Raw genomic sequence first — 13,108 nt, 5'->3', positions numbered from 1 at the left:
TCGCCCCCGGCCGTCGCAGCCTTCCTGGTCTCAGCGGTCGCCGTCACCGTCGCCCCAGCCGAGGCCACCTGGTCCGGGGGCGTGGTGGAAGCCGGGATGGCCGGCCACGTCGGCGCACCGTTCCTCGTCCGGGCCGACCGACCCGCAGAACAGCGGCTCCGCGCGGTGCCAGGCCCCGGCCGGGGAGCAGGCGGCGGCGCCGAGGGCCAGCTCGGGACGGAGCAGGCTGAGCGCCTCCGCGTACTCCACCGCCCGCTCGCGTGCCTCGGTCAGGTGCGCCGCCTCGAAGGCGAGATGCGCGGTGTAGAGCCGAGGCGGAGACGGTACCCGCCGCCCGTCCGCCCGCCACCGTGGTGACCTGTTGTCCTTCATGCCGCCCCTTCCCCTCACCGGCACCGGCCGCCGTACCCTGCCGCCGGTCCACCCAGCCAAGCAGGAACCGGGCCGACGGGGAGGAGCCAGCGAACCCATCCGCGGCTGGCCCACACCCCACAACCGAGGAAACCCATCGGCTCCAGACCGGCGAGGTGCCGTGTGACACGAGAACCGACACCGAGAGCACCAATGCCTCACCTCGATCACAGCCTGTGCGAACACCCGCGCACGAAAAAGGCCCGTGGTGCTGGAGGACATCCGGGACCCTGGCGTACGCGCCAGACACCCGGCCCCGCTGAGGTGGTTGCAGGGGTCCCCTGCTCGGCAAAAGGCGGTAACAGGGGACCCCTGCTACCAACCAACCACAAGAAGGTCAGCGCACGGGCGGCGACGGAAACGGCTCGCGGCCACCTCCGGCGGGTGGTGCCGGGGTGGCCGCGAGCCGCGGTGTACGGGTCCGTACGGCTGGTCAGTGCCGAACCTGTTCGCGCGCGTACTGTGCCTGGTCCTTCACGTCGTGCGCGGCGGCCTTGGTGTCGTCCTTGACCGTCTGCGCGGCCTCTTGGGCAGTCGACTTCACCGACTCGGTGGCCCGCGTCGCCGGTTCGCGGAGCTGCTCCTTCATCTCCCCGGCGACCTCGCCCAGCTTGTCGGTGACCAGGTGGGAGTGCTCCCGGGCCTTCTCCTTCACCTGCGTGGCGGCCCGCTGTTCCCGGTCGGTGGCGGGCAGCAGCGACGATGCCAGCCAGCCCACGCCGAAGGCGATCAGGCCGGCGGCCAGCGGATTTCCCTGGGACTTGTGCCGCAGCGTCTGCGGTGCCCGGTGCGCCGCGTCCTGCACGGACGAGGCGGCCGAGTGCGCCGCGTGCCCGACGCTGGACGCCGCCGAGGAGGCACGGTCGGTGACCGAGTGGGCGGCGTGCCCGCCGGTGTGTCCGAGGTCAGACGCGGTTCCCATCACCTTGTCCCTCACATTCTGCAGGGCGTCGCGCGCCCGCTGCTTGCGATCGTCGACGATGCGGCTCGGGCTGACCTTGTACGCCAGCGCGTCCACATCGGAGCTCAGGTTGTTGCGGGTGGCTTCGATCTCGCGGCGGATCTGGTCGGGATCGGTGCTCATCGGGTCACTCCCTCCGGGTGGGGCTTCAAGGCGCCCGGGATCCGGTGCACGGTGTCGTTCGTGCGCTTCAGACCGCGTACGCGCTCGGCGTTCTTCTTGCCCATCGAGTAGAGGACGGCGGCGACCACGCCCCAGAGGACGGCGACGATCAGTGCCGCCCAGCCTGCGTCCATCACGTTCGACAGGCCGCCCCAGAGGGCGAGCGAGAGGAACAGGGCCACCATGTAGCCGCCGAAGCCGGCTCCGCCGAAGAATCCGGCGGCCTTGCCCGCTTTCTTCCCCTCCTCGCGGATCTCGGCCTTGGCCAACTCCACCTCCTGCCGCATCAGCGTGGAGAGGTCGGCCGTGACCTGCCGCATGAGGTCGCCGACCGAACGCCCGGTGACCTCTTCGGCGGTGTGCGGGCGGGAGTGCCCGTTCAGGTTCATCGTGGGCTGTTGGGCGGGGTCGTACCCCTGCGTCGGCATGCTCACGCCGCCGGCTCCTTTCCGTGCGCGCCGGCCCGCGCCCCGCCGGGGACGCGCCGGCTGGTCAGCGGCTTCACGGGCGGGTGAACCCGCTCGACGGGACGCCCGGCAGCGGGTCGGTCTGGTCGACCGGCGGCAGCGGCCGGCCGGTACCGCTGGGGGGCATGGGGTCGGCGTAGCCGCCGGACGGCATGGGGTCGGCATAGCCGCTGGACGGCATGGGATCGGCGTAGCCGCTGGACGGCATGGGATCGGCGTAGCCGCCCGGGCGCGGGGACTGGTGGTAGCCGTCGGTCATCGGGTCGGCGTAGCCCGGGTCGGGCATCGGGTAGCCGGCGGGCGGGAGCACCGCGGTGCGGTCCAGGTCCGCGACCGGCTGGTAGGCCCGATGCCCGTTCATCGCGTGCTGGCCGCTGTCGGTGGCGGCCATGTTCCTGGTCAGCCGGCCGGCGAGGACGCCGAGCACGGCCGCGCCCACCAGGAAGGTGCCGGGGTTGCGGCGGGCGTAGTCGCGGACCTCGTGCAGCAGGTCACCCGGCTGACGTTCGTCGAGCCAGTTGGCGACGCCGTGCACCCGCTCGGCGGCCTGGTGGGCGAGTTCTGTCACCGGACCGGCCTGCCCGCCCTGGTGCGCCATCGAGCGCATCTCGTCGGCCAGCGACCGTAGGCCGCCCGCCGCGCGTCGCTGCTGGTCACTGGCCTGGCTGGCGAGCTGGCTGCGGGCCTCGCCGTAGACGTTGCGGGCCTGTCGGGTGGCCTCGTCGACCACCTCCCGGCCCTGTTCCCTGGCCGTGTGCGCGACCGCGCCGCCCGCCTGGGCGGCCTCCGCTCCGACCTGCCGGGCCTGCTCGCGTACGCCATTGTCCGACGTCGACGTTCCGTTGTGCGACTCGATTCCGTTGTGCGACTCGTACGTGGCGGTGTGCGATCCGTACGTGCCGTTCTGCGGCTCGTATCCGTAGCCGTGATTCGAGGTGGTTGCCGGATCGTAGGTCATGGTCTGCCTTCCGTCCGCTGGGATAGACTCGTCGCGGTTCAGCTGGGGATGTACGCCGGCTTTCTCGTCGGCTGTCTACTGACCTACCCCTGGCTTACGGCTCCATGCCTTCTTTCTTCACGGGTTCCGTCCGCGCTGTCGTCGCCCGAGACACAGTGGCCGGTCGGCACGCCCACGACCGACCGGCTCACCCCGACCAGCTCACCCCGCACGGCCGAGACGACTACGGACGGTGAAAACTCGGGAGTTCAGGCGGCCAGCGGAAGGCGCTTGGCGAAGCAGACGCTGTACGCCTTGCCGACGTACTCCCCGAAGAGCGGCACCGAGGCGTACCCGCCGGAGGTGTAGAGCGCGATCGCGGCCGGCAGATACGTCGCGGTCTCCAGGCAGAGAGTGTGGAGTCCCTGTTGGAAGGCCACTTCCTCGAGGGCGACCAGCAGTTGCCGGCCGATCCCGCGACCCCGGAACGCCGGCCGGACGTACATTCGCTTGATCTCACCGGTGCCGCTGTCCAGCGCCTGGATGCCACCGCAGGCCACCGCCCGCCCGTTGACCACGACCGCCAGGTAGCGGACGTCGTCCCGGGTCTCGGTGGCCTGGCCCGCCAGTCCCCCGTGGGCCTCCCGCAACTCCCACTGCTGCGCCGCGATCAGCGCGGCGATCTCGGGGTCGCTGGCGGGGCGCATCTGGATCAGCATTCCGTCACGCTAGGACCACCGGATTTCCCCTAGGTTTCCAGCGGTCGACCCGGTCAGGGAGCGTAGCCAGCTATTCGGCGTCGTCGCTCTCGTCGCCCTCGGCCGGACCGGCTTCGATCTCGTCGGCCGGGCGCTGCCGGCGGGCCTTGCGCGCGGCGAGCCGGTCGGCCGTCGAGACCCGGGTCGACTTCTCCTCCAGCCGGATGTCGGTGCCCCGGTTGCCGGGGACGAAGTCGACCCCGGCGTAGAGGGTGGGCTGCCAGTCGAACTCGCGCTCCCCGATCCGCACCAGGTCGCCGGCCTGCGCGCCGGCCTTGGCGAGCTTGTCCTCGACGCCGAGCCGGGCCAGCCGGTCGGCGAGGTAGCCGACCGCCTCGTCGTTGTCGAAGTTCGTCTGCCGCACCCAGCGCTCCGGACGCGTGCCGCGCACCACGTACGAGCCGTCGGGCTGCGCCTCGATGGTGAAGCCGGCATCGTCGACCGCCTGCGGCCGGATGACGATCCGGGTCGGCTCAACCGGCGGCGCGGCCTGCCGGGTCTGTTCCACCAGCTCCGCCATCGCGTAGGTCAGCTCGCGCAGCCCCTCCCGGGTGGCCGCGGAGACCTCGAAGATCGGCCAGCCACGGACCTCCAGGTCCGGCCGGACGATCTCGGCGAGGTCCCGCCCGTCCGGCACGTCGACCTTGTTCAGCACGATCAGCCGGGGCCGGTCCTCCAGCCCCCGTACGCGGTCAGCTCCGCCTCGATGGTGTCGATGTCGGCCGCCGGGTCCCGCCCCGGCTCCAGGGTGGCGGTGTCGACCACGTGCACCAGCACCGAACAGCGCTCGATGTGCCGGAGGAACTCCAGCCCCAACCCCTTGCCGGTGGCCGCGCCGGGGATCAGGCCCGGTACGTCGGCGACGGTGAAGGTGCGCTCGCCGGCCTGGACCACGCCGAGGTTCGGCACCAGCGTGGTGAACGGGTAGTCGGCGATCTTCGGCTTGGCTGCGGAGATCACCGAGATCAGCGACGACTTGCCGGCCGACGGGTAGCCGACCAGTCCGACGTCGGCGACGCTCTTCAGCTCCAGGACGACATCGAGCTGGTCGCCGGGCTCGCCCAGCTCGGCGAAGCCGGGGGCCTTGCGCCGGGCGTTGGCCAGCGAGGCGTTACCCCGGCCACCCCGGCCACCCCGGGCCGCCTCGAACGTGGTGCCGGCACCGACCAGGTCGGCGAGCACGGTGCCGTCGGCGGTCTGCACCACGGTGCCGTTGGGCACCTTGATCACCAGGTCACGGCCGTTGGCCCCGTCCCGGTTCGAGCCCGCGCCGCCCTTGCCGTTGTCGGCCTTGACGTGCGGGCGGAAGTGGAAGTCGAGCAGGGTGTGCACCTGCGGGTCGACGACCAGCGAGACGCTGCCGCCGTGCCCGCCGTTGCCGCCGTCCGGGCCACCGAAGGGCTTGAACTTCTCCCGGTGGATCGAGACACAGCCGTGCCCGCCGTCACCCGCCCGCAGGTGCAGGACGACCCGGTCCACGAACATCGTCATGTCATCGATCCTCTCCGCGAGGACCCTCCCCCGCGCATGGAACGTCCGGGACACCGCCGGACGCGAAAAGACGAAGCGGGCCGGGACACCAGGTCCCCGGCCCGCTTCGTCGGAAGACTACTGACCAGCCGGAACGATGCTGACGGTCTTGCGACCGCGCTTGGTACCGAACTGGACCGCACCGGCGGCCAGCGCGAAGAGCGTGTCGTCTCCGCCGCGGCCGACCAGGTCACCCGGGTGGAACTTGGTGCCCCGCTGCCGGATGATGATCTCGCCGGCGCTGACGACCTGACCACCGAAGCGCTTCACGCCGAGCCGCTGGGCCGCGGAATCACGACCGTTACGCGAGCTGGACGCACCCTTTTTGTGAGCCATTGGAGGACGACCTACTTCCCGCTGGAGATGCCGGTCACCTTGACCTGGGTCAGCGGCTGGCGGTGACCCTGGCGCTTGTGGTAGCCGGTCTTGTTCTTGAACTTGTGGATCCGGATCTTCGGGCCCTTGGTGTGCGCGGCGATCTCGCCGGACACTGCGACCTTGGCGAGCTTGGCCGCGTCGGTCACCAGGTCGTCACCGTCGACGAGGAGCACCGCGGTGAGCTTCACCGCGTCGCCGGGGGCACCGGCGAGCTTCTCGACCTCGATCACGTCGCCCTCGGCGACCTTGTACTGCTTGCCGCCGGTCTTGACGATCGCGTACATCGGAGGCGGACTCCCTGTCGTTGAGGCTGCTGGCGGTCGTTCCCGCGGCGGCTCGCCGGGCGTCGAAGGGCGCGGCGGCTCGGGCAGCGAGAACTCGGCGCACCAAAGTACGCCGCAGGCAAGAGTACGCCATGGGTTGGGACAGCCCCAAATTGGGGTTGTACCTGCGTGGGACACCGGCTGGCTCAGCCCCGACCGGAGCCGTCCGGGCACAGGAACAGGGCCCCGCCCGCCGGCTCGATCACCGGGAGCGGGGCCCTGTCACCCCAGCTACGCGTTCAGCGGCCGGTCACGGCCGGGTACGCCGCCGCGCGCCACCCCGCCGGGAGCGACGGCGTCCACCGCCCGCCTCGGCGAGTTCGTCGTCGGTCTCCCCGTCGACCAGCGCGTCCGGGTCGTCGGGGGCGGCGAGCCGGGCGGAATCGCCGCGCTGGGCGTCGGCGACCGCCGGGGCGGCGGCCGTGTCGGCCTCGTACCGGGACAGGTCGTAGCCCATCGTGTCGTGGTACGGGTCGACCGAGGGCTGCTCGGTCACCTCCACCTCGACGGTGCTCCGTTCCGGCGCGGCCGACTTGCGCGCCCGCCGGCGCGTCGACGCGCCGTTCTGCTCGGCGGCGGCCGGAGCGGCAGCCGGAGCGGCCGGCGGAGTCGTCGCGGCGACCACCTTGGTCTTCTCCCCCGCACCGCCCGGACGCGGCTTCTCCGGCACCGGCTCGGTGTGGATGATCAGGCCCCGGCCCTTGCAGCACTCGCAGTTCTCGCTGAACGCCTCCAGCAGCCCCGCCCCGATGCGCTTCCGGGTCATCTGCACCAGCCCCAGCGAGGTGATCTCGGTGACCTGGTGCTTGGTACGGTCCCGGCCGAGGCACTCGGTGAGCCGGCGCAGCACCAGCTCCCGGTTCGACTCCAGCACCATGTCGATGAAGTCGATGACCACGATGCCGCCGATGTCCCGCAGCCGGAGCTGGCGGACGATCTCCTCGGCTGCCTCCAGGTTGTTGCGGGTGACCGTCTCCTCGAGGTTCCCGCCGGCGCCGGTGTACTTGCCGGTGTTGACGTCCACCACCGTCATCGCCTCGGTCCGGTCGATGACCAGGTGGCCGCCGGAGGGCAGGAAGACCTTCCGGTCCAGCCCCTTGAGGATCTGCTCGTCGATGCGGTACGTGGCGAAGACGTCGGCGGCGCCGGTGTGCCGGCGCAGTCGCTCGACCAGGTCCGGCGAGACGTGCGACAGGTACGACTCGACCACGTCGTACGCCCCGTCGCCCTCGATCACCAGCTCGCGGAAGTCCTCGTTGAACAGGTCCCGCACCACCCGGATGACCAGGTCGGGCTCCTCGTAGAGCAGCACCGGGGCGCCGCCCTCGGCGGCCTTGGCCTGGATGTCCTCCCACTGCGCCTGGAGCCGCTTGACGTCCCGGGCCAGTTCGTCCTCGCTGGCCCCCTCGGCGGCGGTCCGGACGATCACGCCCGCGCCGTCCGGAACCAGCTTCTTCAGCACGTCCCGCAGCCGCTTGCGCTCGGTGTCCGGCAGCTTCCGGCTGATGCCGGAGGCGTTGCCGTTCGGCACGTAGACCAGGTGCCGGCCGGAGAGCGCGATGTGGCTGGTCAGCCGGGCGCCCTTGTGCCCGATCGGGTCCTTGGTGACCTGCACCAGCACCGAGTCGCCGGACTTGAGCGCCTGCTCGATCGACCGGGCCCGCCCCTCCAGGCCGGTGGTGTCCCAGTTCACCTCGCCGGCGTACAGGACCGCGTTGCGACCCCGCCCGACATCGACGAAGGCCGCCTCCATGCTGGGCAGAACGTTCTGCACCCGGCCCAGGTAGACGTTGCCGGCCATGGTGCCGGACGAGTTGCGGGTGACGTAATGCTCCACCAGGACGCCGTCCTCCAGGACGCCGATCTGGGTGCGGTCACCCCGCTGGCGGACCACCATCACCCGGTCGACGGCCTCGCGGCGGGCCAGGAACTCCGACTCGCTCAGGATCGGCGGTCGGGTCCGGCGCTGCTCCCGGCCGTCGCGGCGGCGCTGGCGCTTCGCCTCCAGCCGGGTCGAGCCGGAGACGCCCTGCACCTCGTCGACGGTCTTGCGCGGCTCGCGGATCTTGACCACCGTCGGGACACCGTCGTCCGCGGTCGTCTCGACCTCGCCCGCACCGCGCCGACGACGGCGGCGACGACGACGGGTCAGCCCGTCGGCGGTCTCGTCCTCCTCGTCCGTCTCGGCCTCGGCCTCGGCCTCGGTCTCGGTCTCCTCGTCGGCGTGGGCCGACTCCTCGGCCTCCTCGTCCTCGGCCTCGTCGGCTCCGCCCCGACCACGGCCCCGGCCCCGACGGCCCCGACGGCGACGACGACGCCCGCTGGCGGTCTCGTCGTCCTCGTCCTCCTCCTCGGCGGCCTCGTCCTCGACCTCGACGGTCGGCTCCTCCTCGACCTCGACCTCAACCTCGACCGGCTCGACCTCACGGCGGCCACGGCGACGGCGACGGGTGGTCTCGGGGGCCTCCTCGGCGGCGGCCTCCTCAGCCGGCGGAGCCACCCGGACGGGCACCGCCTCCGGCTCCGGGGCCATGAAGAGCACGGTCGGCGCGGTCAGCGCGGCCCGACGACGGCGGGTCGGCTTCTCCTCGGGCGCGGCCGGCGGTTCGGCCGGGGCGGACACCGCCGGCCCCGGCGGGACCGCACCGCTGACCGTCGGTGGGGTCGGGGCTCCGGCCGTCACGTCCGGGACGTTCTCCTCGGCGGCCTCTGCCGCCGGCTCCTCGTCCGTCGCCTCCGCCGGCCCGCCCGGCACGCTCTCCGCCGCCGGCACGTTCGTCGGCGGCTTCTCCCCGGCCGGCACACTCTCCGCCGTCGGGGCCTGCACCGCCGCGGCCTGCGCGGTCGCCTCGGCCTGAGCCGGGGTGGCGGCCTCGGTCGCCGGGCTCTCGACGGCAGCCTTCCGGCGCCGCGTCCGGGTCGCCTTGACCGGCGGTACGACCTCCGCACCGGCCTCCGCCGCCTCGGAGACGACAGCCGCCTCGGGGGCGACGGCCGGCTCGGGGGCGACGGCCGGCTCGTCGGCGGTCTTCGGGCTGGTGGCCTTGCGGCGACGGCGGGTGGCCTTCGGAGCCGCCGCCTCCAGGTCACCGGCGATCGGGGCGAGCACCTCCGCCTGGGGTGCCTCGCCGCTGGTCGAGGCGGTGCCGAGGGCCGCGTCGACCGGCGCCTCGGTCTGTTCCGGTTGGTTCAGCGGGGCGGCCCGGCGCCGGGTGGCCCGCCGCTTGGTCGGCGGGGCCACGGTGTCAGCCGTGGGGGTGTCAGTGGTCTCGGCGGTCTCGCCGGCCGGCTGTGTGCCGGTCCGTTCGCCGCCCTCGGGCTCGTTCTCGAGCATGGACGTTCTCCAGTTCTGGCTGCCCCGGGCGCGGGTGAGCGCTGCCACGCAGGGTTGCCGCAAAGTTTTTCCGCGGGCACGCGAGGTGCACGCCCGTCGAAGTCTGCCTGCCTGAGAACCGACCGGATGTCCGGTCAGCGCTCAACGATGGTTGCCCTGTCGCGGTCCGCCTCCAACGGATCCGCGATCGCGCCCTGCGCGGTCAACGTGCCCTGCGCCAGCCGGGTCACCCGCGGCGACACCGGCGGCTCCAGGTCGGCCACCACGCGAAGGCCGGAAAGGACGTCATCGGGTCGAACGGAGGGGGTGACCTGCCGGACGACCAGTTCGAGTATCGCACACGGTACGCCGGTGACCTCGGAAGGCGTCTCCGCCGGCTCCCGGACCACGGCCCGGACCACGGCGGCTCGGGCGTCGAAGGTGCGCCGCCCCTGTTTGGTCATCCGCTCGACCAGCACCTCGCCGGCGGCGGTGAAGGCGTCCACGGCCCGGTGCAGCGTGACCGGGTCGACACCGGGCAGCTCGATCCACCAGTGGGATGCCTCGATCCGGTCGGCCAGGCTGCCGCCGTCGGCCACCACCGCGTCGAGCACGTCGAGACCGGGCGAGAGCGCGGCGTCCAACGCGACGCGCAGGTCGGCCGGGTCGACCGGGGCGCGCAGGCCGATCTCCAGGTACTCCGCCTCGCTGGCCACCCCGGTTGGGGCGGCGCTGGCGTAGGAGATCTTCGGGTGCGGGGTGAAGCCCTGGGAGAAGGCGATCGGCACCCCGGCCCGCCGCAGTGCCCGTTCGAAGGCCCGCGCGAAGTCCCGGTGCGAGGTGAACCGCAGCGGTCCCCGCTTGGCGTACCGGATGCGGACGCGCTGAACGACCGGCGCCTGCCCACCCTCCGGCTGTGGTTTCTTGTTGATCTTCGTGCTCCTCGGAGTGTCAGTACCCATTGATCACGGAGTCATTGTCGGTGACACGCACCGTGACGACAACTCGATGATCAGCCCGGACCTTCCCCGGCGCACGACGAGCGCGCCGGGAAGGTCCCTACTGGGCCGCCGGGGTGGGTACCCGCAGGCCGGTACCGGTGATCGGGGTGAGCGGAAGCAGTTTCCGTCCGGTCGGGCCGATCTGGATCTCGGTGTCCATGGCCGGACAGACACCGCAGTCGAAACAGGGCGTCCACCGGCAGTCGTCCTGCTCGTACTCGCTGAGCGCGTCCTGCCAGTCCTGCCAGAGCCAGTCCTTGTCCAGGCCGGAGTCGAGGTGGTCCCAGGGCAGGACCTCCAACTCGTCCCGTTCCCGGGTGGTGTACCAGTCCAGGTCGACACCGAACGTCGGCAGCACCTCGGCGGCGGCGTCCACCCAGCGCTGGAAGGAGAAGTGCTCGCTCCAGCCGTCGAACCGGCCGCCGTTCTCCCAGACCCGGCGGATCACCGAGCCGACCCGCCGGTCACCCCGGCTGAGCAGGCCCTCGATCATCGACGGCTCGCCGTCGTGGTACCGGAAGCCGATCGCCCGACCCAGCGAGCGGTCCGCGTTGATCGCCTGCTTGAGCAGCTTGAGCCGGCCGTCGATGACCTCCGGCCGCTCCATCGGCGCCCACTGGAACGGGGTGTGCGGCTTCGGCACGAACCCGCCGATGGAGACCGTGCAGCGGATGTCCTTCGAGCCGGTCGCCGCCCGGCCGGCCTTGATCACCTCGTGCGCCATGTCCGCGATCTCCAGGACGTCGGCGTCGGTCTCGGTGGGCAGGCCGCACATGAAGTAGAGCTTCACCTGCCGCCAGCCGTTGGTGTACGCGGTGACGACCGTGCGGATCAGGTCTTCCTTGGAGACCATCTTGTTGATGACCCGCCGGATCCGCTCCGACCCGCCCTCCGGGGCGAAGGTCAGGCCGGTACGCCGGCCGTTGCGGGACAACTCCTGGGCCAGGTCGATGTTGAACGCGTCCACCCGGGTCGACGGCAGCGACAGCGACACGTTCGTGCCCTCGTACTGCTGGGCCAGGCCGGAGCACATGTCGCCGATCTCGGAGTGGTCGGCCGACGACAGGGAGAGCAGGCCCACCTCATGGAAGCCGGAGAACTCCAGCCCCTGCTGCACCATCTGCCCCACGGTGGTGATCGACCGCTCCCGTACCGGGCGGGTGATCATGCCGGCCTGGCAGAACCGGCAACCCCGGGTGCAGCCCCGGAAGATCTCCACCGCGTACCGCTCGTGCACCGTCTCGGCGAGCGGGACCAGCGGCTTCTTCGGGTACGGCCAGGCGTCCAGGTCCATCGTCGTGCGCTTGTGCACCCGGAACGGCACGTCCGCCCGGTTCGGCACGACCCGCTGGATCCGGCCGTCGGGCAGGTAGTCCACGTCGTAGAAGCGCGGCACGTAGACGCTCTCCGTGCGGGCCAGCCGCAGCAGCAGTTCGTCCCGGCCGCCGGGCGAGCCCTCGGCCTTCCACTCCCGGACGATGGCGGTGATCTCCAGGACCGCCTCCTCGCCGTCGCCGAGCACAGCGGCGTCGACGAAGTCGGCGATGGGTTCCGGGTTGAACGCGGCGTGCCCGCCGGCCACGATCACCGGGTCGGCGTCGGTACGGTCGGCGGCAAGCAGCGGGATGCCGGCCAGGTCGATCGCGTTGAGCAGGTTGGTGTAGCCCAGCTCGGTGGAGAACGAGACGCCGAACACGTCGAAGCCGCGCACCGAGCGGTGCGCGTCGACGGTGAACTGCGGGACGCCGTGCGTCCGCATCAGCTTCTCCAGGTCCGGCCAGACCGCGTACGTCCGCTCGGCGAGCACGTCGGGCAGCTCGTTGAGCACCTCGTAGAGGATCTGCACGCCCTGGTTGGGCAGGCCCACCTCGTACGCGTCGGGGTACATCAGCGCCCAGCGGACCGTCGCGGCGTCCCAGTCCTTGACCACCGCCCCCAGTTCACCACCGACGTACTGGATGGGCTTGGTCACCTGGGGCAGCAGTGGCTCCAGCCGGGACCAGACGGAGTTCGCCACGGTGGGACGCGGCGTGGTGGACGGGACGCTCATGACGCCCAAGGGTACGCGCCCGCCCACCGGCGCTCGCCCACCGGCGTCCACCGGGCGGCGCCCCGCCCACCGGCGTCCACCCGACCGGGCCCGCCGGACCCGGTCGGTCGACCCGAACGGACGATGTGCGGTCGATCGACGACGACCACAATCCCCCGATGATCAACACCGTACCCGGTCGACTGCTCGCCCTGTCCCTGCTCCCGCTCGTTCTGGCCGGCTGCACCGGTGGAACCACCGGGAAGACCGAGGCGCAGGCTCCCGCCGCCGACTCGTACCAGGTCGGCACCGGGCTGTGCGACGAGGTCGACTACAAGCTCGTCGCCCCGCTCCTCGGCGAACTCGTCGAGACCCCGATGGACAAGAAGCCAGGCGGCCGGGTCACCCTCGACGAGCCGGGCCTCTTCCGCTGCATGGTGCTCTTCTACGGTCAGCCGGGTCGCTCGGGCGGCGACGCCTCGGTCAACGTGTACACCTTCGACACGCCTCAGCTCGCCAAGGCGGAGTACGAGAAGCCGAAGGCGGACTTCCGGCAGTTGTCCGGAACTGCCTCCCCGCTGCCCGCGAGCTTCCCTCGCACCCTCGAGGAGCCGGCGGACGGCGTCCGGCTGTGGCAGACCGACGACGCCACGACCGTCGACGTCCTGTACCGCAACCTGCGCATCGAGGTCGAGGTGAGCCCCATCGAGGGCAACTCCGCCCTCGGTTCGGCAGCCGCCGCCCTGCCGAGCACCACCATCGCTCTGACCAATCAGGTGTTCGAGCGGCTCCGCGCCACGGCGACCACCCGGTAGGTGGCCGGTCCGGCCGGACCGGG

The 13,108-nt window shown here is 71.9% G+C and carries 11 protein-coding genes and 1 pseudogene; 1 reads left to right on the top strand and 11 read right to left on the bottom strand.

The features are described from left to right. Positions 1 to 30 precede the first annotated feature (30 nt). The 11 genes and pseudogenes from GA0074692_RS32295 to GA0074692_RS32245 form a co-directional block, all read right to left on the bottom strand. A complete protein-coding gene (locus tag GA0074692_RS32295) occupies positions 31 to 372 on the bottom strand; it encodes a hypothetical protein (RefSeq protein ID WP_245730558.1) in 342 nt (113 codons plus the stop codon). A gap of 472 nt (positions 373 to 844) precedes the next feature. After that, positions 845 to 1,495 (bottom strand): DUF3618 domain-containing protein, encoded by a 651-nt coding sequence (locus GA0074692_RS32290; RefSeq protein WP_091651854.1) that lies wholly within the window; start codon positions 1,493 to 1,495, stop codon positions 845 to 847. Beyond that, positions 1,492 to 1,968, bottom strand: a complete 477-nt coding sequence (locus tag GA0074692_RS32285; RefSeq protein WP_425413371.1) for a phage holin family protein — start codon at positions 1,966 to 1,968, stop codon at positions 1,492 to 1,494. Before GA0074692_RS32285 ends, GA0074692_RS32290 begins: the two co-directional genes overlap by 4 nt. 67 nt (positions 1,969 to 2,035) lie before the next feature. Next, complete coding sequence (locus GA0074692_RS32280) at positions 2,036 to 2,959, bottom strand: YfjI family protein (protein ID WP_245730556.1); 924 nt, start codon at positions 2,957 to 2,959, stop codon at positions 2,036 to 2,038. Positions 2,960 to 3,207: 248 nt separating this feature from the next. Beyond that, complete coding sequence (locus GA0074692_RS32275; protein WP_091651851.1) at positions 3,208 to 3,657, bottom strand: GNAT family N-acetyltransferase; 450 nt, start codon at positions 3,655 to 3,657, stop codon at positions 3,208 to 3,210. Between the two features lie 70 nt (positions 3,658 to 3,727). Next, positions 3,728 to 5,187 (bottom strand): annotated as a pseudogene (gene obgE, locus GA0074692_RS32270) (GTPase ObgE). 117 nt (positions 5,188 to 5,304) lie between these two features. After that, positions 5,305 to 5,562, bottom strand: a complete 258-nt coding sequence (gene rpmA, locus GA0074692_RS32265) for a 50S ribosomal protein L27 (RefSeq protein WP_091651848.1) — start codon at positions 5,560 to 5,562, stop codon at positions 5,305 to 5,307. An 11-nt stretch (positions 5,563 to 5,573) separates the two neighbouring features. Then, a complete protein-coding gene (rplU, locus tag GA0074692_RS32260; protein WP_018787289.1) occupies positions 5,574 to 5,888 on the bottom strand; it encodes a 50S ribosomal protein L21 in 315 nt (104 codons plus the stop codon). 289 nt (positions 5,889 to 6,177) lie between these two features. Continuing rightward, positions 6,178 to 9,261: an Rne/Rng family ribonuclease gene (locus GA0074692_RS32255; RefSeq protein WP_091651846.1), complete on the bottom strand. Its 3,084-nt coding sequence runs from the start codon at positions 9,259 to 9,261 to the stop codon at positions 6,178 to 6,180. A gap of 134 nt (positions 9,262 to 9,395) precedes the next feature. Beyond that, on the bottom strand, positions 9,396 to 10,202 hold the full coding sequence (locus GA0074692_RS32250; RefSeq protein ID WP_091651843.1) for a TIGR03936 family radical SAM-associated protein: 807 nt from the start codon (positions 10,200 to 10,202) through the stop codon (positions 9,396 to 9,398). A 97-nt stretch (positions 10,203 to 10,299) separates the two neighbouring features. Beyond that, positions 10,300 to 12,291 carry a TIGR03960 family B12-binding radical SAM protein gene (locus GA0074692_RS32245; RefSeq protein ID WP_091651840.1) on the bottom strand — a complete coding sequence of 664 codons (1,992 nt, stop codon included), beginning with the start codon at positions 12,289 to 12,291 and terminating at the stop codon, positions 10,300 to 10,302. Between the two features lie 158 nt (positions 12,292 to 12,449). On the opposite strand from GA0074692_RS32245, the gene GA0074692_RS32240 reads away from it, so the two are divergent. Next, the gene (locus tag GA0074692_RS32240; RefSeq protein WP_141725464.1) at positions 12,450 to 13,085 is read left to right on the top strand and encodes a hypothetical protein; all 636 of its coding nucleotides are present in this window, start codon (positions 12,450 to 12,452) and stop codon (positions 13,083 to 13,085) included. Positions 13,086 to 13,108 lie beyond the last annotated feature (23 nt).

The organism is Micromonospora pallida (assembly GCF_900090325.1).
GTDB lineage: Bacteria > Actinomycetota > Actinomycetes > Mycobacteriales > Micromonosporaceae > Micromonospora > Micromonospora pallida.
This window is presented reverse-complemented; position numbering and strand designations above follow the sequence as displayed.

What these genes read in the sequence shown, in the direction of transcription:
- GA0074692_RS32275 (WP_091651851.1), bottom strand. Translation starts at nt 3,657, where the DNA reads ATGCTGATCCAGATGCGCCCCGCCAGCGACCCCGAGATCGCCGCGCTG.
- GA0074692_RS32250 (WP_091651843.1), bottom strand. Translation starts at nt 10,202, where the DNA reads ATGGGTACTGACACTCCGAGGAGCACGAAGATCAACAAGAAACCACAG.
- GA0074692_RS32280 (WP_245730556.1), bottom strand. Translation starts at nt 2,959, where the DNA reads ATGACCTACGATCCGGCAACCACCTCGAATCACGGCTACGGATACGAG.
- GA0074692_RS32290 (WP_091651854.1), bottom strand. Translation starts at nt 1,495, where the DNA reads ATGAGCACCGATCCCGACCAGATCCGCCGCGAGATCGAAGCCACCCGC.
- rplU (WP_018787289.1), bottom strand. Translation starts at nt 5,888, where the DNA reads ATGTACGCGATCGTCAAGACCGGCGGCAAGCAGTACAAGGTCGCCGAG.
- GA0074692_RS32295 (WP_245730558.1), bottom strand. Translation starts at nt 372, where the DNA reads ATGAAGGACAACAGGTCACCACGGTGGCGGGCGGACGGGCGGCGGGTA.
- GA0074692_RS32240 (WP_141725464.1), top strand. Translation starts at nt 12,450, where the DNA reads ATGATCAACACCGTACCCGGTCGACTGCTCGCCCTGTCCCTGCTCCCG.
- rpmA (WP_091651848.1), bottom strand. Translation starts at nt 5,562, where the DNA reads ATGGCTCACAAAAAGGGTGCGTCCAGCTCGCGTAACGGTCGTGATTCC.
- GA0074692_RS32245 (WP_091651840.1), bottom strand. Translation starts at nt 12,291, where the DNA reads ATGAGCGTCCCGTCCACCACGCCGCGTCCCACCGTGGCGAACTCCGTC.
- GA0074692_RS32255 (WP_091651846.1), bottom strand. Translation starts at nt 9,261, where the DNA reads ATGCTCGAGAACGAGCCCGAGGGCGGCGAACGGACCGGCACACAGCCG.